19 protein-coding genes and 3 tRNA genes are annotated in these 22,304 nt (G+C 60.2%); 16 read left to right on the plus strand and 6 right to left on the minus strand.

Annotated features, from left to right (window positions below):
- Nucleotide 1 precedes the first annotated feature (1 nt).
- From NKF25_RS10960 to NKF25_RS10975, 4 genes are all read right to left on the minus strand, one after another.
- Nucleotides 2-1,522, minus strand: coding sequence for a COG1361 S-layer family protein (locus tag NKF25_RS10960; RefSeq protein ID WP_253226712.1), 1,521 nt, complete (start codon nucleotides 1,520-1,522; stop codon nucleotides 2-4).
- A gap of 380 nt (nucleotides 1,523-1,902) precedes the next feature.
- Nucleotides 1,903-1,975: transfer RNA gene (locus NKF25_RS10965), tRNA-Asp, on the minus strand.
- 82 nt (nucleotides 1,976-2,057) lie between these two features.
- Complete coding sequence (locus tag NKF25_RS10970; RefSeq protein ID WP_253226713.1) at nucleotides 2,058-2,501, minus strand: group I intron-associated PD-(D/E)XK endonuclease; 444 nt, start codon at nucleotides 2,499-2,501, stop codon at nucleotides 2,058-2,060.
- Nucleotides 2,502-2,724: 223 nt separating this feature from the next.
- Nucleotides 2,725-2,797: transfer RNA gene (locus NKF25_RS10975), tRNA-Asp, on the minus strand.
- Nucleotides 2,798-3,083: 286 nt separating this feature from the next.
- Between NKF25_RS10975 and NKF25_RS10980 the strand changes: the two genes are divergently transcribed.
- From NKF25_RS10980 to NKF25_RS11015, 8 genes are all read left to right on the plus strand, one after another.
- A complete protein-coding gene (locus tag NKF25_RS10980; protein ID WP_253226714.1) occupies nucleotides 3,084-3,311 on the plus strand; it encodes a DNA-directed RNA polymerase subunit H in 228 nt (75 codons plus the stop codon).
- The gene (locus NKF25_RS10985; RefSeq protein ID WP_253226715.1) at nucleotides 3,311-4,867 is read left to right on the plus strand and encodes a DNA-directed RNA polymerase subunit B''; all 1,557 of its coding nucleotides are present in this window, start codon (nucleotides 3,311-3,313) and stop codon (nucleotides 4,865-4,867) included. Before NKF25_RS10980 ends, NKF25_RS10985 begins: the two co-directional genes overlap by 1 nt.
- Nucleotides 4,867-6,693: a DNA-directed RNA polymerase subunit B gene (gene rpoB / locus NKF25_RS10990; RefSeq protein WP_190303755.1), complete on the plus strand. Its 1,827-nt coding sequence runs from the start codon at nucleotides 4,867-4,869 to the stop codon at nucleotides 6,691-6,693. The genes NKF25_RS10985 and rpoB overlap by 1 nt, the downstream gene beginning before the upstream one ends.
- Nucleotides 6,693-9,623 carry a DNA-directed RNA polymerase subunit A' gene (locus NKF25_RS10995; RefSeq protein WP_253226716.1) on the plus strand — a complete coding sequence of 977 codons (2,931 nt, stop codon included), beginning with the start codon at nucleotides 6,693-6,695 and terminating at the stop codon, nucleotides 9,621-9,623. Before rpoB ends, NKF25_RS10995 begins: the two co-directional genes overlap by 1 nt.
- A complete protein-coding gene (gene rpoA2 / locus NKF25_RS11000; protein ID WP_253226717.1) occupies nucleotides 9,616-10,797 on the plus strand; it encodes a DNA-directed RNA polymerase subunit A'' in 1,182 nt (393 codons plus the stop codon). Before NKF25_RS10995 ends, rpoA2 begins: the two co-directional genes overlap by 8 nt.
- Entirely contained in the window at nucleotides 10,797-11,240 is a 444-nt protein-coding gene (locus tag NKF25_RS11005) for a NusA-like transcription termination signal-binding factor (RefSeq protein ID WP_253226718.1), read from the plus strand. Before rpoA2 ends, NKF25_RS11005 begins: the two co-directional genes overlap by 1 nt.
- 310 nt (nucleotides 11,241-11,550) lie before the next feature.
- Nucleotides 11,551-11,979 (plus strand): 30S ribosomal protein S12, encoded by a 429-nt coding sequence (locus NKF25_RS11010; protein WP_007979666.1) that lies wholly within the window; start codon nucleotides 11,551-11,553, stop codon nucleotides 11,977-11,979.
- A gap of 2 nt (nucleotides 11,980-11,981) precedes the next feature.
- On the plus strand, nucleotides 11,982-12,608 hold the full coding sequence (locus tag NKF25_RS11015; RefSeq protein WP_253226719.1) for a 30S ribosomal protein S7: 627 nt from the start codon (nucleotides 11,982-11,984) through the stop codon (nucleotides 12,606-12,608).
- Nucleotides 12,609-12,806: 198 nt separating this feature from the next.
- Here NKF25_RS11015 and NKF25_RS11020 read toward each other — a convergent pair whose 3' ends face one another.
- Nucleotides 12,807-13,568 carry a DUF5781 family protein gene (locus tag NKF25_RS11020; protein ID WP_253226720.1) on the minus strand — a complete coding sequence of 254 codons (762 nt, stop codon included), beginning with the start codon at nucleotides 13,566-13,568 and terminating at the stop codon, nucleotides 12,807-12,809.
- Nucleotides 13,569-13,709: 141 nt separating this feature from the next.
- Between NKF25_RS11020 and NKF25_RS11025 the strand changes: the two genes are divergently transcribed.
- From NKF25_RS11025 to NKF25_RS11060, 8 genes are all read left to right on the plus strand, one after another.
- A complete protein-coding gene (locus NKF25_RS11025) occupies nucleotides 13,710-15,896 on the plus strand; it encodes an elongation factor EF-2 (RefSeq protein ID WP_253226721.1) in 2,187 nt (728 codons plus the stop codon).
- A 534-nt stretch (nucleotides 15,897-16,430) separates the two neighbouring features.
- Complete coding sequence (locus NKF25_RS11030; protein WP_066144434.1) at nucleotides 16,431-16,970, plus strand: amino acid-binding protein; 540 nt, start codon at nucleotides 16,431-16,433, stop codon at nucleotides 16,968-16,970.
- Entirely contained in the window at nucleotides 16,967-17,917 is a 951-nt protein-coding gene (locus NKF25_RS11035) for a homoserine dehydrogenase (protein WP_253226722.1), read from the plus strand. Before NKF25_RS11030 ends, NKF25_RS11035 begins: the two co-directional genes overlap by 4 nt.
- Before the next feature lie 143 nt (nucleotides 17,918-18,060).
- Complete coding sequence (gene tuf, locus NKF25_RS11040; RefSeq protein ID WP_253226723.1) at nucleotides 18,061-19,326, plus strand: translation elongation factor EF-1 subunit alpha; 1,266 nt, start codon at nucleotides 18,061-18,063, stop codon at nucleotides 19,324-19,326.
- A 3-nt stretch (nucleotides 19,327-19,329) separates the two neighbouring features.
- Complete coding sequence (rpsJ, locus tag NKF25_RS11045) at nucleotides 19,330-19,638, plus strand: 30S ribosomal protein S10 (protein WP_007979652.1); 309 nt, start codon at nucleotides 19,330-19,332, stop codon at nucleotides 19,636-19,638.
- A gap of 155 nt (nucleotides 19,639-19,793) precedes the next feature.
- On the plus strand, nucleotides 19,794-20,411 hold the full coding sequence (locus tag NKF25_RS11050; protein ID WP_253226724.1) for a rhomboid family intramembrane serine protease: 618 nt from the start codon (nucleotides 19,794-19,796) through the stop codon (nucleotides 20,409-20,411).
- Between the two features lie 5 nt (nucleotides 20,412-20,416).
- Nucleotides 20,417-20,488: transfer RNA gene (locus tag NKF25_RS11055), tRNA-Ala, on the plus strand.
- 376 nt (nucleotides 20,489-20,864) lie between these two features.
- Nucleotides 20,865-21,269: a hypothetical protein gene (locus tag NKF25_RS11060; protein WP_253226725.1), complete on the plus strand. Its 405-nt coding sequence runs from the start codon at nucleotides 20,865-20,867 to the stop codon at nucleotides 21,267-21,269.
- Between the two features lie 114 nt (nucleotides 21,270-21,383).
- Here NKF25_RS11060 and NKF25_RS11065 read toward each other — a convergent pair whose 3' ends face one another.
- Entirely contained in the window at nucleotides 21,384-21,965 is a 582-nt protein-coding gene (locus NKF25_RS11065; RefSeq protein ID WP_253226726.1) for a hypothetical protein, read from the minus strand.
- Nucleotides 21,966-22,304 lie beyond the last annotated feature (339 nt).

A 22,304-nucleotide genomic window follows, 5' to 3' on the forward strand; every position in this document is an offset into this window, starting at 1 on the left:
GTCACCGCCTGCGCAGGACGAACACGGCCACGAGAACGAGGAGTACCGCGATGCCGAGGAGGACGAGAATCCCGTTCGAACCGCTCACGAACGACAGGACGCCACCGCGTTCCGGTGACGTCACTCGAACGGGAACCGAGTACGTGTCGGTGAGTTTCGTCTCACCGTCCGGCGTGTCGTACTGGAAATCGACCGACGCCGGGTACGTGTTCGGGAGCGTCCCACCATCGGCACCGATGTCGAACCGGATCGTCGCCGACTGATTCGGTTCCAGTTTCGGGATGAACGCCTCGTTGTCGTTGACGGTCAACGGACTGTCCACGAACGCCTGTGCGTCGATGTTCCGCAGGGTTTCGTTCCGGTTGTTCGTGACGACGAGCGACACCGTCCCCGTCGAACCGGCCTCGACCGACGCCCGGTTCGCATCGATCCGGAACTCGTCCTTCCGGGGGTGGACATCGATCCGTGCGTCGAGCGATTTGCTCTGCCTCGGGTCGCCGTCCTGATTCTGATAGCGCACGACGAACGAGAGCTGTCGCGGACCGCGGTCGGCGGTGTCGCTCACGTCGATACGGAAGTCGAACGGTTTCGATTCGCCGCTATCGAGCGTTCCGAGCGCGTACTCCGTCTCGGTCGGTGAGAACGTGGTGTTCCCGCGCTGGGGCGCGAGAACGAGGACGGCGTTCGGGGCGCGCTGTGGTCCTTCGTTGGTCACGGTGCCGGAGACGAACCCCTGCTGTCCCACCCGTAAGGTGCTGTGCAAGTCACCTACCGAAAACGATTGTTCTGGGTCGGGAATGATGCCGACGAGATGGGGATTCGTTTGATTCCGACTTCCGTTCTCCCGATAGGAGATCGAGAGGCTGAACGGGTAGTTACCGCCGACCGTGTCGTTGCTCGCCGTGACGCGATACTGGAACGTTCGCCGCTCGTTGGACGACCACCGACTGACGAACTGGCTGGCGTTCGGCGACCGCCCCAAACTGAGTTGCTCGTTCGACGACTGTAGCGAGACGACGGCGTCGTGAACGTCCCGTCCGGTGTTCTCGACGGTCAGCGAAACCGTCCCCGTGTCGCCAGCCTGCACGTTCGAGGATATCGCTGTCACCTCGAACCGCTCCAAACGAACCCGCTCGGTCGGCCGCACGTCGAACGTGTACGGGTCCGTTCGCTCGCGAGAACCGTTCGCGGTCGTGTACGACACCGTCGCCCGAAACGGGTAGTTCTCGGATTGTGCGAACTCCTCCGCGAGTAGGCCGAACTTCACCGTTTTTCGCTCGCCCTTCGACCAGTTACCGACGAACTTGCTGGCGGTCTGTGACGGGCCGAACCGAACGCTCTCGTTCGGCGAACGCACTCGAACACTCGCGTTGGAAACGTCGCGTCCGGTGTTGACGAACGTGATCGAGAGGTTTCCCGACCCGTTTATCGGCACGTTCGACGCGGTCGAGACGATACTGAACGATCCCGTCGGGTTCGGCGTCCCCTGTTGACTGGCCGCCGTATCTGCCGTGCGTCCCATAACCGTCCACCCGCCGTGAGCGACCAGCAATACCAGAATGAGCGAGACAACTACCCGACGATTCATCCGCCCCATCCCATGAGAACCGTCTCCCCCGTTCGTGCCATTCGTTCGTCCCCCACACCTGTCACGACGCCACCATTTGTATAGGTTTGCCTCGTGTCGGAGTGGGATTTCGTCCCGAAATCACGTCTCAGGAGACGGATGGTTCTATTCGAGAGTTGAGAGTTTAGAAAGCGCCCGAGGCGGGATTTGAACCACACCCGAGGACCTACACACGGCGCAGAACCTCAGTCTGATTCAAATTCGCTGGCGATTTCGTCCTCACTGGGAGACGAGCAACGTGGATGCGTTGCTCGTCGGTGAGTTCGGAAGAAATACGCCCGAGGCGGGATTTGAACCCGCGTCACAACCGTGACAGGGTTGTATGATGGGCCACTACACCACCCGGGCCTTCGCATTCACTTCTTTCTCGCGCCCTTATTAAGGGGTGTCGATTTCGTCGCTCTATGGTACTACGTTACGTGGGTGAATATTAAGCACACTTTCTAGGTGGGATTTCACCCGTGAACTCGTACTCTTTCGCCCAATTGATCAAAGGATGGTCGATTTTGGCATCGAATCTAAGTTCCATTTTCTGTACTGTTGCTTCATTCACATATATCCAGTACGTTTTTCCGTTTCTTGGATAACGAACGACGAATGCATCGATCTTTCCGTGATATGGATTTTCGTGATAATTTCCTTCTTTAGTTGTTTGTGAATGAGTATTGAATCGTATCGTTTCCTCCTTGTTCTGCCATGCCGTTTTGCACTGAATCCGATATAACTGTCCATCATCATCAACTATCAAGTCGTATTTGTCATTGTCGCCAAATGGGATTGAAACGCTGTATCCATGCGAGATCATTTTGTGAATGACTTTCGCCTCGGTTTCATCTCCCCTATCCTTCGTATTTGTCTCACCCGAGCATCTCATCTGTCGTATTAATGAGCTATATCAAGTATATTGACTATTTCGGTGAGAGGGACAATTTTCCGAAATCGATTTTCACGAGGTATCGAAATTACCGAAGGGGTAGAAGGGGTAGTAAACTACGGGCGAGAGCCAACGGTACATGTAATGCTTCAGCCTACACAAGAATCGAAGATCACAGAAATCAGTAGAAATGACTCTGTTCGAGAGTTGAAAGTTCAGAAAGCGCCCGAGGCGGGATTTGAACCCGCGTCACAACCGTGACAGGGTTGTATGATGGGCCACTACACCACCCGGGCCTTCGCATTCACTTCTTTCTGGCTAGTACTCTTAAGGCTTTCCAATGACGCTCCGTATGTGGATTCGTACCGAGCTATGTTAACGCATCCCGCTTGCCCAAACCATTTATACCAGAACGGAGTAGATAGCAGTGTTCAGTTGGCTGCCTCCGTCCGGTGCGGAGGTATTCGGGATAGCCGAGCGTGTGCGAACCCTATTTAGCAAGCCTTAAATGAGTGCTACGTGTAATACCCTGTAGTATCTCGTGATAGCCATTTCTCCCGCTAGCCGGAAACTCGTGCACACATGGTAGACGTAAGCCAACACAAAATGGTTCCGGAGCACACCATCGTCGATTCGGACGAAATCGACGAAGTGCTCGCGGAATACGACATCAAGAGTACAGACCTGCCGAAGATCAAACGGACCGACCCCGCACTGCCCGACGACGCAGAGCCGGGTGACGTTATCAAAATCGTCCGCGACTCACGAACGACCGAACGAGCAGTCGTGTATCGACTCGTGGTGGAATAATGCAACAGCAAGATCGACGCGAACTATCGAGGGAGTATTTCTCGAAAGAACGACTCGCGGAGCATCACTACCGCTCGTTTAACGCCTTCCTGAACCGAGGTATGCAGGAAGTCGTTACCGAGAAGGGAATCATCGACACCGACATCGGTGACAAGGAAGGAGAGGAACCGGTGTTCGTCGAACTCGGCGACATTCGTGTGGTTACTCCGCGCGTACGCGAAGCGGACGGGAGTGAAGAACTCCTCTACCCGCAGGAGGCACGCCTCCGTAACATCACGTACTCCGCACCGGTGTTCATGGAGATGACCATCGTCAAAGGCGAAGGCGACGACAAGCGTGTCGTCGATTCAACCGAGACGAAGGTCGGACGGATGCCGATCATGGTCGGCTCCGAGAAGTGTAACATCGCCAACTTCGACGAGGACGACCTGGTCGAAATCGGTGAGGACCCTGCTGACCCCGGCGGCTACTTCATCGTCAACGGTTCGGAGCGAGTGTTGATGACCTCCGAGGACCTGGCACCGAACAAGATTCTCGCCGAGTACGACACGAAGTACGGCGACGAAATTCAGGTCGCAAAGACGTTCAGCCAGCGCCGAGGATACCGTGCCTTGGTTCTGGTCGAGCGCTCGCGTGACGGCCTGCTCGAAGTGTCGTTCCCGTCCGTTTCGGGAAGCGTCAACTTCGTCACGCTCGTTCGTGCGCTGGGACTCGAATCCGACGAGGAGATCGTCCACCGCGTCTCCGACGACCCGGAAATCGTGAAGTTCATGCTCGAAAATCTGGAGGCCGCCGAAGTCCAGACACAAGAGGAGGCAATCGAAACCCTCGGGAAGCGGGTCGCCTCCGGACAGGGCAAAAACTACCAGTTGAAACGGGCAAACTACGTCATCGACCGCTATCTCCTGCCGCACCTCCACGAGGACGGTGTCGAGGAGGAGGAAGTTCGCATCAACAAGGCGTACTACCTCGCCCGGATGGCCGAGGCGTGTTTCGAACTCGCACTGGGTCGGCGCGACTCGGACGACAAGGACCACTACGCCAACAAGCGACTGAAAGTGTCCGGCGACCTGATGAAGGACCTGTTCCGGACGGCGCTGAACAAGCTGGCACGCGACGTGAAGTACCAGCTCGAACGCGCGAACATGCGTAACCGACAACTGTCCGTGAACACGGTGGTTCGGTCCGACGTTCTCACCGAGCGTCTCGAACACCCGATCGCGACGGGGAACTGGGTCGGTGGCCGCTCCGGCGTGTCGCAGTTGGTCGACCGGACGGACTTCATGGGTGTGCTGTCACACCTTCGCCGTCTCCGCAGTCCGCTCAGTCGTTCGCAGCCTCACTTCGAGGCACGTGACCTGCACGCGACCCAGTGGGGTCGCATCTGCCCGTCCGAGACGCCGGAAGGGCCGAACTGTGGACTGGTGAAGAACTTCGCGCAGGCGATGGAACTCAGCCAGAACATCGAGGACGAACAGGAACTGAAACAGGAACTCTCGTCGATGGGCGTCGAGGGGATTCCCGGAATCGAGAGCATCGAAGGGAGCGCAGACTGATGAGTCAGGGACGAGAAGCCAAAGTATACGTCAACGGCAGTTTGGTCGGAACACACCCCGACCCCGAACAGCTTGCAGATCAGGTCCGCGAGGCGCGCCGACGGGGCGACGTCAGCGAGATGGTCAACGTCTCGGTCAAGGGACGCACCAGCGAGGTCATCATCAACGCCGACGCGGGGCGCGCACGCCGCCCGCTCCTCGTGGTCGAGGACGGCGAAACGCGCATCACGGACGAGGAAACCGAGGCGCTCAAGCAGGGCGACCTCTCGTTCGAAGACCTCGTCGAGCGTGGGAAGATCGAGTTCATCGACGCCGAGGAGGAAGAGGACATCTACGTCGCCGTCGATGACACCGAGTTGAACGAGGACCACACGCACCTCGAAATCGACCCGCAACTCATCTTCGGTATCGGTGCCGGGATGATTCCGTACCCGGAGCACAACGCCAGCCCGCGGATTACCATGGGTGCAGGGATGATGAAGCAGTCGCTCGGTCTGCCGTCGGCGAACTACCGTATTCGCCCGGACACGCGACAGCACCTCTTCCACTACCCGCAGCTCTCGATGGTGAAGACGCAGACGACGGAGCAGATCGGTTTCGACGACCGACCCGCCGCACAGAACTTCACCGTCGCGGTCATGAGCTACGAAGGGTTCAACATCGAGGACGCGCTCGTCATGAACAAGGGGTCCGTCGAACGCGCGCTCGCGCGTTCGCACTTCTTCCGTACCTACGAGGGTGAGGAACGCCGATACCCTGGTGGACAGGAAGACCGCTTCGAGATTCCGGGCGACGACGTGCGCGGTGCCCGCGGTGAGGACGCGTACACGCATCTGGACGAGGACGGACTGGTCAACCCCGAGACGCGCGTGGACGAGAACAGCGTTTTGTTGGGGAAGACGAGTCCGCCGCGATTCCTCGAAGAGCCGGACGACATGGGTGGCCTGTCGCCACAGAAACGCCGCGAAACCAGCGTCACGATGCGCTCGGGCGAATCCGGCGTCGTGGACACGGTCACGCTGATGGAGGGCGAGGACGGTTCGAAGCTCTCCAAGGTGTCCGTTCGTGACGAGCGAATCCCGGAACTCGGGGACAAGTTCGCGTCGCGACACGGACAGAAAGGTGTCGTCGGTCACATCGCACCGCAGGAGGACATGCCCTTCACGCAGGAAGGGGTCGTCCCGGACCTCATCGTCAACCCGCACGCGCTGCCGTCGCGGATGACGGTCGGTCACGTGCTGGAGATGATCGGCGGAAAAGTCGGCGCGATGGAAGGCCGTCGCGTGGACGGAACCGCGTTCACCGGCGAGGATAAAGAGGACCTCCGCGCCGCGCTGCAGGAACGCGGGTACAAATCGTCGGGGAAGGAAATCATGTACTCCGGCGTGACGGGCGAGAAGATTGAAGCCGAGATTTTCGTCGGCACCATTCTCTACCACAAGCTCTACCACATGGTGTCGAACAAGCTCCACGCTCGTTCGCGTGGACCGGTGCAGGTGCTCACGCGCCAGCCGACGGAAGGTCGTGCCCGCGAGGGTGGTCTCCGTGTCGGTGAGATGGAGCGTGAGGTGCTCATCGGACACGGTGCCGCGCTGGCACTCAAGGAACGACTGCTCGACTCCTCCGACCGCGAATGGATCTACGTCTGCGGTCAGTGTGGAATGAGCGCGGTCGAGAACATCGACCAGAACCGTGTGTACTGCCCGAACTGTGAGGAAGAAACGGACATTCACGAAATCGAGATGAGCTACGCGTTCAAGCTCCTGCTCGACGAGATGAAGGCGCTTGGCATCGCGCCGCGACTCGAACTGGAGGACGCAGTCTAATGGCAACAAGTCAAACTCCCAAGGAAATCGGATCCATCAGCTTCGGGCTGATGGACCCGGAGGAGTACCGAGAGATGTCGGCGACGAAGATCATCACCGCCGACACGTACGACGACGACGGATTCCCCATCGACATGGGGCTGATGGACCCGCGATTGGGCGTCATCGACCCCGGTCTGGAATGCAAGACCTGCGGGCAACACTCCGGGTCGTGCAACGGCCACTTCGGTCACATCGAACTGGCCGCGCCGGTCATCCACGTCGGCTTCACGAAACTCATCCGCCGACTGCTTCGCGGGACGTGCCGTGACTGCTCCCGACTCCTGCTCACCGAGGAAGAACAGGAGAAGTACCACAGCATGCTCACGCGGACGAAGGAACTCGGCAACGACATCACCGACGTGACGAAGGCGGCCATCCGCGAGGCGCGGAAGAAGGACCGCTGTCCGCACTGTGGTGAGGTCCAGTACGACATCAACCACGAGAAGCCGACGACCTACTACGAGGTCCAACAGGTGCTCACGAGCGAGTACTCCGAGCGAATCGCCTCCCGGATGCAGGGCCGTGACGAGAACGGTGAGGAGGACGAGGACCTCGAACCCATGGCGCCACAGGAGTTGGCGGACAAAACGGGCATCGAGATATCGCGCATCAACCAGATCATTTCCGGCGAGTTCCGCCCGCGCGAGGCCGACCGGAAATCCATCGAGAAGGCGCTCGGTATCGACCTGACGACCGAGGACATGAACAAGCTGATGCCCTCGGACATCCGCGACTGGTTCGAGGACATCCCGGACTCGGACATCGAGGCGCTCGGTATCAACTCCGACCGCTCGCGTCCCGAGTGGATGATCCTGACCGTCCTGCCGGTCCCGCCGGTGACTGCTCGGCCGTCGATCACGCTGGACAACGGCCAGCGGTCCGAGGACGACTTGACCCACAAGCTGGTGGACATCATCCGCATCAACCAGCGGTTCATGGAGAACCGCGAGGCCGGTGCGCCACAGCTCATCATCGAGGACCTGTGGGAACTGCTGCAGTACCACGTCACGACGTTCATGGACAACGAGATTTCGGGCACGCCGCCCGCTCGTCACCGTTCCGGGCGTCCGCTGAAGACGCTGAGCCAGCGCCTGAAGGGCAAGGAAGGTCGCTTCCGTGGCTCGCTGTCCGGAAAGCGTGTGAACTTCTCGGCACGGACCGTCATCTCGCCGGACCCGACGCTCTCGCTGAACGAAGTCGGTGTCCCGCGAAGGGTCGCCCGCGAGATGACCCAGACGATGAACGTCACGCCGCGAACCATCGAGGACGCGCGACGCTACGTTCGAAACGGACCGGAGGGTCACCCCGGCGCGAACTACGTCAAGCGACCCGACGGCCGACGCCTGAAGGTCACCGAGAAGAACTGCGAGGAACTCGCGGAGAAGGTCGAGCCGGGATGGGAGGTCAACCGACACCTCATCGACGGGGACATCGTCATCTTCAACCGACAGCCGTCCCTGCACCGGATGTCCATCATGGCCCACGAAGTGGTCGTGATGCCGTACAAGACGTTCCGACTGAACACCGTCGTCTGTCCGCCGTACAACGCCGACTTCGACGGGGACGAGATGAACATGCACGCACTCCAGAACGAGGAGGCACGCGCGGAAGCGCGCGTGCTCATGCGTGTGCAGGAACAGATCCTCTCCCCGCGCTTCGGTGAGAACATCATCGGCGCGATTCAGGACCACATTTCCGGAACGTACCTGCTCACCCACCATAACCCGCACTTCAACGAGACGCAGGCACTCGACCTGCTCCGTGCGACGCGGATCGACGAACTGCCGGAGGAGGACGGCACGGAAGAGAACGGAACCCCGTACTGGACGGGTCAGACGCTGTTCTCGGAACTCCTGCCCGACGAACTCGAACTGGAGTTCATGAGTTCGACCGGCGACACGGTCGTCATCGAGGAGGGTCAACTCATCGAAGGGACGATCGACGAGGACGCGGTCGGCGCGTTCGGCGGGGAGATCGTCGACACCATCTGTAAGGTGTACGGCGAGACCCGCGCCCGTCACTTCATCAACGAAGTCGCGACGTTGGCGATGCGCGCCATCATGCACTTCGGTTTCTCCATCGGTATCGACGACGAGACGATTCCGCTGGATGCACAGGACCAGATCGACGAGGCCATCGAGAACGCATACGACCGCGTGCAGGACCTCATCGGCACGTACGAGAACGGCGAACTGGAATCGCTTCCGGGTCGAACCGTGGACGAGACGTTGGAGATGAAGATCATGCAGACGCTCGGCAAGGCGCGTGACTCGGCCGGTGACATCGCGGAGGATCACTTCGCGAGCGACAACCCGGCAGTCATCATGGCCGACTCCGGTGCACGTGGGTCGCTGCTCAACCTGACCCAGATGGCCGGCTGTGTGGGACAGCAGGCAGTTCGGGGCGAGCGCATCAACCGCGGGTACGAGGACCGTACGCTCTCGCACTACCAAGCCGACGACCTGTCCGCGGACGCCCACGGCTTCGTGGAGCACTCCTACACCGGCGGTCTGACCCCGCTGGAGTTCTTCTTCCACGCGATGGGTGGACGCGAAGGGCTGGTGGACACGGCAGTTCGTACCTCCAAGTCCGGGTACCTCCAGCGCCGTCTCATCAACGCCCTGTCCGAACTCGAAACGCAGTACGACGGAACGGTGCGCGACACCAGCGACACCATCGTCCAGTTCGAGTTCGGTGAGGACGGTACCTCGCCGGTTCAGGTCTCCTCGTCCGAGGAGAACCCGATAGACGTGGACAGCATCGCAGACCAGATTCTCGACGAGGAGTTCGACAGCGAGACCCGCAAGCTCGAATTCCTCGGCGACCGACAGCCGCCGACGAATCTGTCCGAACACGCGGACGCACGGCAGGTGGAGTCAGATGACTAACGTAACAAACGATATGGAAGCCATCGTCGAGGACACGGAACTTCCGCGACGACTCAAGGACGAAGTGTACGAGACCATCGAATCCCGCGATGGCGTCTCGCTCGAACAGGTAACGGACATCGCCAAAGCGGTCGAACACCGCTACCTCGACACCCGTGTCGACCCGCTCGACCCCGTGGGGACGGTGAGTGCCCAATCCATCGGGGAACCGGGAACGCAGATGACGATGAACACGTTCCACTACGCGGGTGTGGCGGAGATGGACGTGACACAGGGGCTGCCGCGCCTCATCGAACTAGTGGACGCGCGGAAGACGCCCGACACGCCCATCATGACGGTGTACCTCGAAGACGAGTACGCCGAAAACCGCGAGAATGCTCACGAAGTCGTCTGGAACATCGAGGCGACGAAAATCCTCGCGCTCGGTGACATCTCGACGAACGTCGCCGACATGATCGTGTCCATCAACCTGAACGAGGACACGCTCGAAGAGCGGATGATCACCCCGGACGAGGTCGCATCCATCATCGAGGACAGCCTGGGCGTGCAGACGACCCAGCAGGGAACGGTCATCGAGTTCGGTCCCGACCAGCCGAGTTACCGCAAGCTACTCCAGTTGGTCGAAGAACTCCGTGAAATCGTGTTCAAGGGAATCGAGGAGATCACCCGCGTCGTCATCCGCCGCGAATCGCTCGACGACGGCGAGGAGTTCGTCCTCTACACGGAGGGGTCGGCGTTCGCCGACGCCCTCGAGATCGAGGGCGTCGATGCCTCCCGAACGACGTGTAACAACATCCACGAGATCTATCGGACGCTCGGCGTCGAGGCGGCCCGCGAGTCCATCATCGAGGAGACGATGGACACGCTGGAAGAACAGGGTCTCGACGACGTGAACGTTCGCCACCTGATGCTCGTGGCCGACATCATGACCAACCGTGGAACGATCGAATCCATCGGTCGCCACGGTATCTCCGGCAGCAAGGAGTCCGTCCTCGCGCGTGCAGCGTTCGAGGTGACGGTGAACCACCTGCTCGACGCCGCCATCCACGGCGAAATCGATGACTTGAACGGCGTCATCGAGAACGTCATCGTCGGCAAGCCGATCAAACTCGGAACCGGTGACGTGGACCTCCGGATGGGCTCGGTTAGTCGCGGCGCGGAACCCTCCGACTGATGACGGTCACACTCACCGATACGGCACGGCAGTACATCGCCCTCTTCGAGGACGAGACGGGTGCGACCGCCCGCGACTGTGTCGTACTCGGTGACGATGGAGACGACGACGAGGAGAAACGCGTCATCTTCGTCGTCAAACCGGGGGAGATGGGACAAGCCATCGGCCCGGGAGGCGCGAACGTCCGCACGGTCGAGGAGGAACTCGACGCGGACGTGGAACTCGTCGAGGACGCCGAGGACCCGGCGCGGTTCGTCATCAACGCGCTCGCCCCGGCGGAAGTTCACCACGTCACGATCAGCGAGAACAACGATACGGTCGCCTACGCCGAGGTGGCACAGCAGGACACCGGCGTCGCCATCGGAACGAACGGTCGCAACATCGAAGCCGCGAAACTGCTCGCGGCGCGCCACTTCGACGTGGACGACATCCAGCTGACCTAAACCACCTTTTACGACGGTCACAAGCAGGAGCGATGATTGTTGTCATCGCTCCTGCTCGCGGCGAGTGTTCGACTCCTGCGATGGGTGGACATCCTGTTTGGGTAGTTTGCGGACGCCATTTCACGCTCGTTACGGACGAATTCCTTGACCGGTCAATGACACAGTTCGGTTCGAACGAACCATTTGACTCGGCTTAGAATCATTGAAACGCGCTCAGATCGCTTTATCGACCCCTTTCGAGCGACCTGCGGGCGTCTCTTCGCTTCCAAAAGGGGACGCTTAAGTACCTTCGTCGGATAGTCCACAGCATATGGCGAACGGCAAGTACGCAGCTCGTAAGCTGAAGAAGGACCGCCAGAAGCATCGGTGGTCTGACTCCGATTACGCCCGACGTGAGCGTGGTCTCGGGGAGAAATCCGATCCCCTCGAAGGCGCGCCGCAGGGCCGAGGTATCGTGCTGGAGAAAGTGGGCATCGAAGCGAAGCAGCCCAACTCCGCGATCCGAAAGTGTGTTCGTGTCCAGCTCATCAAGAACGGAAAGCAAGTCTCCGCGTTCTGTCCCGGTGACGGCGCGATTTCGTTCATCGACGAGCACGACGAGGTCACCATCGCCGGTATCGGTGGTGCGAAAGGTCGTGCGATGGGTGACATCTCCGGTGTCAACTACAAGGTCGAGAAGGTCAACGGCGTGAGCCTGAAAGAACTGGTTCGCGGAAACGCGGAGAAACCGGTCCGATAACCATGAGTGCAGAAGAAGAAGAACAACCGGAAGCGGAAGCGGAAGAGGAAGTCGACACCGAAGGCGACGAGATGGCGGCGAAGCTGTTCGGTACGTGGGACGTCTCGAACATCGAGTTCAACGACCCCAGCACCGAGCGCTACATCAACATCACGCCCGTCGCGCACACGATGGGCCGCCACGCATCGAAGCAGTTCCAGAAGAGCGAGGTCAGCATCGTCGAGCGCCTCATCAACCGTCTCATGCAGACGGAGGAGAACACGGGCAAGAAACAGCAGACGATGAAAATCGTCCGCTCCGCGTTCGACATCGTTCACGACCGTACCGAGGAGAACCCCGTTCAGGTTCTCGTCCGTGCAGTCGAGAACGCCGCCCCGCGTGAGGAGACCGTCCGCCTGAAGTACGGTGGTATCTCGGTCCCGAAGGCAGTCGACGTCGCGCCCCAGCGCCGTGTCGACCAGTCCCTGAAATTCATCGCGGAAGGCGCACTCGGCGCGTCCTTCAAGACGTCCACCGACGCTGAAGAGGCACTCGCCTCCCAGCTTATCGGCGCTGCGGACTACGACGTCCAGACCTACGCGGTCAACCAGAAAGAAGAGAAAGAGCGCGTCGCCGCCGCGGCCCGCTAAATTTCTCCCGGATATTCTCTCGTTTATCGCTCCTTGAGTGACGACTTCGGAGAGTTGGTCTTCGCCCTTGCAGTTGTAACTACCGAGAAGTAGATTTGGAAAGCCCTCGTCCGTTCCGAGAAAATGCCGGTTCCGTCGTGGCTGCAAGTATCGAGCGGCAATGAAACCGCTACGCAGAGCAACCGAGACCGGATCTGCTTAGTCCGCCGCTTGTTCGGAACCACCTTCTTCGCCACCGAGGACGTATTCACGGGCGGCGTCGACCAGCGCTTTTCGGTACTCGCTTTCGGTGGGGTCGTCGCCGAGTGAGAGGAAGCGGTATTTGAACCCCTGTACGTCAACGGACGGGGCGTCACGGGAGGCGGTGCGGGCGAGGTCGTAGAGGCGGTGGTCCCGCGCGACGAGGTCGTGGCGCTCGACCATGGCGAGCGCGAACGCGGCGTTGACGGCCGTCATCTCGGGGTCGGAGGTCGCGGTCAGTCGGCGGCCCGGAAGTCGTTGTGGGCGGTCGGCAACCGCGGCCGCGAGTTGCGATTCGAGGAAAGTGACGAGTTTGTCGCTCGGGCCGAGGTCGAGCGTGATGTCGTCGGCGTAGATGTCCTTCATGTGATTGGCGATCTGATAGCAGTGAGTGAGTTTCCGACGCTCGACTGACCGACCCGCGAACGCGAGGAACAGCGCCTCGGCGGTCGATTGGGTGTGCGAGGGGTGGGACTGCTCGTTGCGGGCCATGTGCGAGTACTCGTGGAGCGCGAGTTCACGGGCCATTACGCTGGTCGCGGCCTGCCGGGAGATGTTGAGGACGTGGTGGTCGTCGGGGTGTGCAGTCCACGTTCGTTCGTCCGGATCGTCACGCACACGTACGTGAACGGGTCGTTCGAGGTCGAGTTCGGTTTCGAAGAGGTCGGAAGCACTGAGGAATGGGTTGGGGGACGTAGAACCGTGTACTCGAATATCCATGCGTGTTGTTGTCACGCTCTGAATGGCCATTACTCTTGTGCCATATGTGACTGTTTGGCAGGGTAATGGGCCGTTTCCAGCCGTTTTGCGGGCGGGAAAACACTACGCTTTTCAACCTCGTACAGGTAGAGACACCCATATATGGGTAGACGAAAGAAGATCGTCGAACAGTGTGAGCGGCTCATGGACAAGCCGGAGCAGATTCGGAACATCGCCATCGCCGCCCACGTCGACCACGGTAAAACGACACTGACGGACAACCTTCTCGCTGGTGCGGGCATGATCGCCGACCAAGGCGAAGCCACCCAGTTGATGATGGACACGGAGGAGGACGAACAGGAACGCGGTATCACCATCGACGCGGCGAACGTCTCGATGACCCACGAGTACGAGGACAAAGACCACCTCATCAACCTCATCGACACGCCGGGCCACGTCGACTTCGGTGGCGACGTGACCCGTGCGATGCGTGCCGTCGACGGTGCGCTCGTCGTCGTGGACGCTGTCGAAGGCGCAATGCCGCAGACGGAGACCGTCGTCCGACAGGCGCTCCGTGAGGGCGTTAAGCCAGCCCTGTTCATCAACAAAGTGGACCGACTCATCTCGGAACTCCAAGAGGGTCCCGAGGAGATGCAACGCCGCCTGCTCAACGTCATCGACGACGTGAACGAGCTGATCCGCGGCATGACCGAGGACATGGACGACGTGGACGACTGGACCGTCTCCGTCGAAGAGGGAACCGTCGGATTCGGGTCGGCACTCTACAAGTGGGGTGTCTCCATGCCGTCGATGCAAGCGACGGGCATGGACTTCGGGGACATCATGGACCTCGAACGCAGCGACAAGCGTCAAGAACTCCACGAGCGAACGCCGCTGTCGGACGTCATCCTCGACATGGTCTGTGAACACTTCCCGGACCCCATCGAGGCGCAACCGCGACGTATCCCGCGCGTCTGGCGTGGTGACGACGAGTCGGAACTCGCCGAGCAGATGCGACTCGTGGACCCGGACGGCGAAGTCGTCCTGATGGCCACCGACATCGGTATCGACCCGCACGCTGGCGAAATCGCCGCCGGTCGTGTCTTCTCCGGAACACTGGAGAAAGGTCAAGACCTCTACGTCTCGGGAACCGCCGGAATGAACCGCGTCCAAAGCGTCGGTATCTACATGGGTGGCGAACGCGAGGAAGTGGAGCGCGTCCCTGCCGGGAACATCGCGGCCGTCACCGGTCTGAAAGACGCTATCGCCGGTTCGACGGTATCGAGCGTGGAGATGACGCCGTTCGAGTCCATCGAACACATCAGCGAACCCGTCATCACGAAGTCCGTCGAGGCAAAGAGCATGGACGACCTGCCGAAACTCATCGAGACGCTTCGACAGGTCTCCAAAGAGGACCCGACCATCCAGATCGACATCAACGAGGACACGGGTGAACACCTCATCAGCGGACAGGGTGAACTCCACCTCGAAGTCATCACCCAGCGTATCGAGCGCAACCAGGGAATTCCGGTGACGACTGGTGAGCCTATCGTCGTCTTCCGCGAGAAGGTCCAGGGAGCGACCACCGAAGTCGAAGGTATCTCCCCGAACCGCCACAACCGGTTCTACCTCACGGTTGAACCGCTGTCGGACGATATCGTCGAGAAGCTGAAACTCGGGGAGGTCTCGATGGACATGCCCGAACAGGAGCGCCGTGAAGCGCTCCAAGAGGCTGGCATGGACAAGGATAGCAGCCAGAATGTCGAGGAGATTCACGGGTCGAACATCCTCATCGACAACACGAAAGGTATCCAGCACCTGAACGAGACGATGGAACTCGTCATCGAAGGACTGGAAGAGGCGCTCGACAACGGTCCGCTCGCTGGCGAACCCGTCGAAGGAACGCTCATCAAACTCAACGACGCACGTCTCCACGAGGACACCATCCACCGTGGTCCGGCACAGGTCATCCCTGCGGTCCGGCAAGCAGTGCACAATGCACTCATCCACGGTCACGTCAAACTCCTCGAACCGATTCAGAACGTCCGTATCGACGTTCCGAACGACCACATGGGTGCCGCGTCCGGCGAGATTCAGGGTCGCCGTGGCCGCGTGGACGACATGTACCAAGAGGGTGACCTCATGGTCGTCGAGGGTATCGCGCCCGTCGACGAGATGATCGGGTTCTCCTCGGACATCCGCAGTGCGACGGAAGGTCGTGCGTCGTGGAACACGGAGAACGCCGGGTTCCGCTTTATGGCGGACAACCTCCAGCGAGAGACCATCATGGAGATCCGAGAGCGCAAAGGCATGAAGTTGGAACTCCCGCAGGCCGTCGATTACTTCTAATCGAGGAATCCCCTCGAACGTCCTTTCTTTCGTGCAGTCACGAACCGAGGAGCCGACGCTCTGCTCTGTTGTTCGATGGATATCGCGCCACGTAGAATCACTGTCGTCTCACTGCACTGGCTTAGAATCGCTAGCATCGCTCGCCGAGCGTTTTCAGGTCGGTGAGAAGGTGTCGTCAGTTACAGTCGCGAACAGCTATCGGTCCCCCCGGAAAACGATCTCCGCGTCGCACATGGGGCACACCCGGTTCTGGCTGTCGAACGCCGTCTGGCAGAATGCACAAACGTGATCCTGCTTCCGACTCGTACCGGAACTACTCGCACGGACCGCATCAGTAAATCTCATTTCCTATCACCGATTCATCGGTTCACGCTCCATCGATATTACTACGACCCCGTTAACGTGTAGCATAGGCAATGACTAACTGCGGTTTCGCACCGTTTTTCTCCGTTGCATCCCGTTCCCCGCTTGCGATTGGATAATTTTGCGACCGTCTGAAGGCTTATACTCCTCCATCACCCCACTCCAGTCATCATGGCGGATCACGACGAGGGGCGCGTCCAAGCATACACGGTTCGACTGGAACTATCGGACGAACCGGGTCAACTGCTCCGTGCCCTGAAACCTATCGCCGACCACGGTGGCAACTTGCTCAGTGTCTTTCACGAACGCGGGTCGCTCACACCACGCGGCAACATTCCGGTCGAAGTGGATTTCGAATGTCATCCGAACCGATTCGAGACCATCGTTGCGGCGCTTCGAACCGCGAGTATCAACGTCATTCGCGCGGGTGCGGAACGATACGACGAGGAGATCACCGTCATCCTCACGGGGCATATCATCGACACCGACGTTTCGGACACGCTCTCCAGAATCACGACGGAATCGAACGCTTCCGTCGTCGATATCTCGCTGTCCGCCCCCGAGGGGACGAGCGACGTGTCGAGCGCTCGGCTACGCCTCGCCACGGATTCCACCGAGACGAACGACGTTCTCGACACGGTGGCCACTATCGCCGGTGAGAAGGAATTACGCGTCATCCAACCGCTGACGGACGGGGAGGCGGTAGCATGAAACTCGCGGTGTTCGGAGCCGGTGCCGTCGGTCGGTCCGTAGCCGAACTGGCGGCCGAGTACGGCCACACGGTGACGGCGCTCGCGGATTCGTCGGGTGCCGTCGTGGATGCGGACGGTATCGACGTGGAGTCGGTGCTCGCGCGCAAGCAGAGCGACGGAACCGTCGGGGACGCCGACCCGGAAACGGCGCTCGAAAGCGAGTACGACGTGCTCGTCGAGGCGACGCCGACCACGCTCGGCGATGCACAGCCCGGTTTCGGTCACGCACGCGAAGCGTTCGCCAGGGACCGTCATGTCGTGCTGGCGAACAAGGGACCGGTGGCTGAACGATACGACGAACTGCGCGCACTCTCCCGCGACAGCGAAGGAAGTCTCCTGTTCGAGGCGACCGTCGGCGGCGCGATTCCCGTGCTCTCGACCATCGAGGACGTTGGCGCGGACAACGTCACTGCCGTTCGCGGCGTACTCAACGGGACGGCCAACTTCGTGCTCTCGCGGATGGCCACCGAGCGACTGAGCTACGAACACGTCCTCGCCGAAGCACAGGATTTGGGAGTGGCGGAAGCCGACCCATCGTTCGACGTGGACGGGACGGACGCCGCACTGAAATGCGCCATCCTCGCCAACGTACTGTTCGACGGTGGACACACGCTTTCGGACGCGGACGTCGATGGAATCCGCGATTTGCCGGGGAGTGCGCTCGAACTGGCGGCCGAGGACGGGTGGACCATTCGGCTGGTCGGCGAAGTCGCCCGGGACGGTGTCAGCGTCGGCCCGCGTCTCGTCCCCGAAAACGGGACGCTCGCGGTGTCCGGAACCCGGAATATCGTCCAATTCGAGACGAGATACGCCGGACGACTCAACATCAGTGGACGCGGTGCGGGCGGTCCCGAAACGGCGACGGCAGTGCTGGCCGACGTGACGCGGCTCGAACGCGAATCATAAACCCCCCGTGTTCATTTTCACCATGACATCTGTTGCCATTAACCGCCAGACGGCGGCGAGATGGCTCGCATAGCGTATCGAAATGGTTTTAACCGCTTCTGCCAAATAATTCCTCCAGAGCGCATCTGCGCGTGAGATATACAATGAGCGACAAACCACACCAGAACTTGGCCGTCATCGGCCACGTCGACCACGGTAAAAGCACGATGGTCGGGCGACTCCTCTTCGAGACAGGGAGCGTCCCGGAGCACGTTATCGAACAGCACCGCGAAGAAGCGGAAGAGAAGGGTAAAGGCGGCTTCGAGTTCGCCTACGTGATGGACAACCTCGCAGAGGAGCGAGAGCGTGGTGTCACGATCGACATCGCCCACCAAGAGTTCGACACCGACGAGTACTACTTCACCATCGTCGACTGTCCGGGCCACCGTGACTTCGTGAAGAACATGATCACGGGCGCATCGCAGGCAGACAACGCTGTCCTCGTCGTCGCCGCAGACGACGGTGTCGCGCCCCAGACCCAGGAGCACGTCTTCCTCTCGAAGACGCTCGGTATCAACGAGCTCATCATCGCGGTCAACAAGATGGACGTCGTCGACTACAAGGAAGACACCTACGACGACGTCAAAGAGCAGGTTTCGAAGCTCCTGAAGCAGGTCAACTTCAAGTCCGACGACGCGACGTTCGTCCCGACCTCCGCGTTCGAGGGTGACAACGTCTCCGAATCCTCGGACAATACGCCTTGGTACGACGGCCCGACCCTGCTCGAGGCCCTCAACAACCTCGACGCACCCGAGCCGCCAACGGACGCAGACCTCCGTCTGCCCATCCAGGACGTGTACACGATTTCCGGTATCGGTACGGTGCCGGTCGGACGTGTCGAGACGGGTACGCTCAACGTGGGCGACAACGTCTCGTTCCAGCCGAGCGACGTCGGTGGCGAAGTGAAGACCGTCGAGATGCACCACGAGGAAGTTCCGAAAGCGGAACCCGGCGACAACGTCGGTTTCAACGTGCGTGGCATCGGCAAGGACGACATCCGTCGCGGTGACGTGTGTGGCCCAGCCGACAACCCGCCGAAAGTGGCCGACACGTTCCAGGCTCGCATCGTCGTGATGCAGCACCCGAGCGTCATCACGGCCGGTTACACGCCGGTCTTCCACGCCCACACGGCGCAGGTCGCGTGTACCATCGAGTCCATCGACGCGAAGATCAACCCGTCCACCGGTGAAATCGCGGAGGAGAACCCCGACTTCATCAAGTCCGGTGACGCAGCAACCGTCACGGTCCGACCGCAAAAGCCACTCAGCATCGAGCCTGCGGGCGAGATTCCGGAACTCGGTTCGTTCGCAATCCGTGACATGGGTCAGACCGTGGCAGCAGGTCAGGTCCTCGAAGTCAACGAGAAGTAAACGATGCAGCAAGCACGTGTCCGACTCGCAGGAGCCAACCCCTCGGACCTCGACGACATCTGCGACGATGTCCGTGAGATCGCTGAGAAGACCGGCGTCTCCCTGAGCGGTCCGATTCCGCTCCCGACGAAGACGCTGGAGATCCCGACGCGCAAGTCGCCCGACGGAGAGGGCACTGCGACGTGGGAACACTGGGAGATGCGCGTCCACAAGCGCCTCATCGACCTCGACGCCGATGAACGCGCGCTTCGACAGTTGATGCGCATTCAGGTTCCGAACGACGTCAGCATCGAGATCGTCCTCGAAGACTGAACCGAGGAACTCACCGGTTGCGCGGATACCCGCGCGACGGAAATCTTTGCAAATCTTCTTTCGTTTTTCACCTATCGACCAGCGGTTGCGCCGTCACGACGACGAGCAGCCGTCCCGTGGTGTCATTTTTTGTGGTCTCGGTGACGAGTAGTAGTATGCGTCTTTCCCGCTCGCCGACGATTCAGACGCTCGCCGTCTGTCTCGTCGTCTTCGTCGTCCAATCCGCGGTTCGGTTCGTCAGCCCCGCGTTAGCGCTGGGGCTGTTCGCGCTCTCGCCGCCCGTGGCGGGCCACGTGTGGACGCTGCCGCTGAGCGTGTACTCACACGCCGGGTTCGCCCACCTCTTCTCCAACGCCGTCGCGCTGGTGCTCGTCGGGTTCATCGTCGAGCGCGGGACAACGACGGCCCGCTATCACGCCTTCTTTCTCACGGTGGGGATGGCGGCCGGACTGGTGCAGGTGTGGGTGACGGAGCTGTTCAGCAGTCAGGCCCCCGCCGTCCTTGGAGCCAGCGGCGCAATCCTCGGCCTGTACGGCTACCTCATCGCCAGCAACGACATCTCGGAGGCCGTGTTCGGCCGCCTGCGACTCTCGCGCCGCGTGCAGGTCCTCATCGTCGTCGTCTTCACGACCCTCGTCACGCTGATGACAGCGGCTCCTGGCGTCGCCCTGCTCGCCCACTTTACCGGCTTCGCACTGGGGCTAATCGCGGGACGCCTTCACATCCTCCGCACCGAAACACAAGCTACAAGTAACGCACGGATGGTACAATAATTCGAGGGCTCGTAGATCAGTGGCAGATCGCTTCCTTCGCAAGGAAGAGGCCCCGGGTTCAAATCCCGGCGAGTCCACTTCTCTCACTCCACTCCGGAAGAGCTTCGCTCTTCCGTGCTCCCGTTCGCTTCGATCACGGGAACTCCGTTCAGTCAGTCAGTGGACTCGCCGTAGTCCCCCTCGCTCACTTCGTTCGCTTGGTGGCGAGGCGATTGGTGAGTGTTCCGCAGGAACTCCACCGGACCGCCGCCCGTTCGGAAAAGCCGAAGCGAGTATCGACAAGGAGTCGGTAACAGCCAGTAGTTTCACGGAATCGAATACGTAGTAGTTCCCTGATTCATCTGGACAGCGCCTGGGGACGATGGTTGAAAAGGCCTGACTCGAAAACGATGGGTATAGTAAATATATGCCTCGGTCGTACTCGTTCTCCGCCACCTCCGACGGCGAAGAACGATGACGTTTCCAGCCCAGCGCCTTCCGGACGGGAACATTCTGGCTCCGCACCACCTCTACATCGGTGTGTTAGCGGCGTACATCGTCTGCTGGGTGGCCTCGAACCGCATGCCCAAACGAGAGGCATGGATCACCGTGACAGCGCTGACGGTGGCGCTGTTCGGCTTCCTCTTCGTGTGGCCGGATTACCCCGCCACAGGAGCGTTGCTGACACTATCGGGTATCGTAGGTTCGTTACTGGCGGTGGTGTTCCGTTCGTTCTGGTCGGACAGCGCGTCCGATCTCCGGTTGGCGGCGCTGTTTTGCGTGCTCATCGCGCTCGATGACGCCGTGTCCCACTCCTTCGGCGTTTGGACGCCGCTCGATTGGTTCTGGCACGTCTATCTGATTCATCTCGTTACTTGACGGCTTCTCGATTCATTTCGACGATATAGTGGGTTCAGGAACCGCAAGGACCCATCTCCGCGAGTCCACTTCCACCGTTTACGACGAGTAAAAACAGGAGTGACGAGTGGGAGGTTATCCCCGAACGACGTGATAAACCAAGCCGCCGAGTGAACCGACGACGAGGGGGAGCAGGAGGCCCATGAACAGGAGCGTGTCGAGATACCTCGGACCGACGCGCGCGGTCACGCCGATGGCGGAGACGTGTTTCGAGGCGATGTACGCACCGACGAGACTGATCGGCAGGTAACCGACGACGACGTGTGCACCGTTCAGCGCCGCGTGCGGGACCGTCCGGGCGCGACCCAGGTGAGAAGCGAGGAGAACGCCACCGATGAAGATGGCGACGAGCGGCAGGAGATGGAGGAACTGGATATACGGATCCGAGGAGTTAGTGATCAGATCGACGCTGTTCCGAAGATAGTTGGAGTCATCGGAACCGGAGATGGTTTGGGAGATTTCGACGAACTGCGCGTTGTAGAAGTACCACGTGACGACTTGCCACTTCTCGGCGGCGAACGAAAAGGTCGGTAGCTCGTCGAGCGTGACGAAAGCCCACGTCAAGCCATAGCCGCCAAGAAACGCCCCCACACCGGCTAAAAGCCCGGAAAATAGCCGATTTCGGTAGGTATGGTTTATCCGCCTCGTTGCTTGCATGGTGAGTGGAGTATTCTATCAACCCATAAGCCTTGTCGAGTCGTGGGAAATTCCAAATCAATAAGTGTGACATTTTATTCCACCAAGTCGAGAGCGATACGTACGACAGTTCTCTCGAAACAACCCGTAGCACTCGATTCGGCGCTCGATTCTCGCCGACTTACTCGTGCCTCCGAGGAGTCCAGCGGGTGGAGAGGTTCGAACATCCGACGATCCTCTCAACACGACAGACAAGAGGATTGTTCAGCAAAATCCGTCATTTCTCGGACCGTTTCATGGCCCAAACCCCGCGAAAACCGGCTGCAAACCGGAATTTGACCGACCCGAGAAATTCGGTTC

The sequence above is a fragment of the Haladaptatus sp. AB643 genome (assembly GCF_024136975.1).
Lineage (GTDB): Archaea > Halobacteriota > Halobacteria > Halobacteriales > Haladaptataceae > Haladaptatus.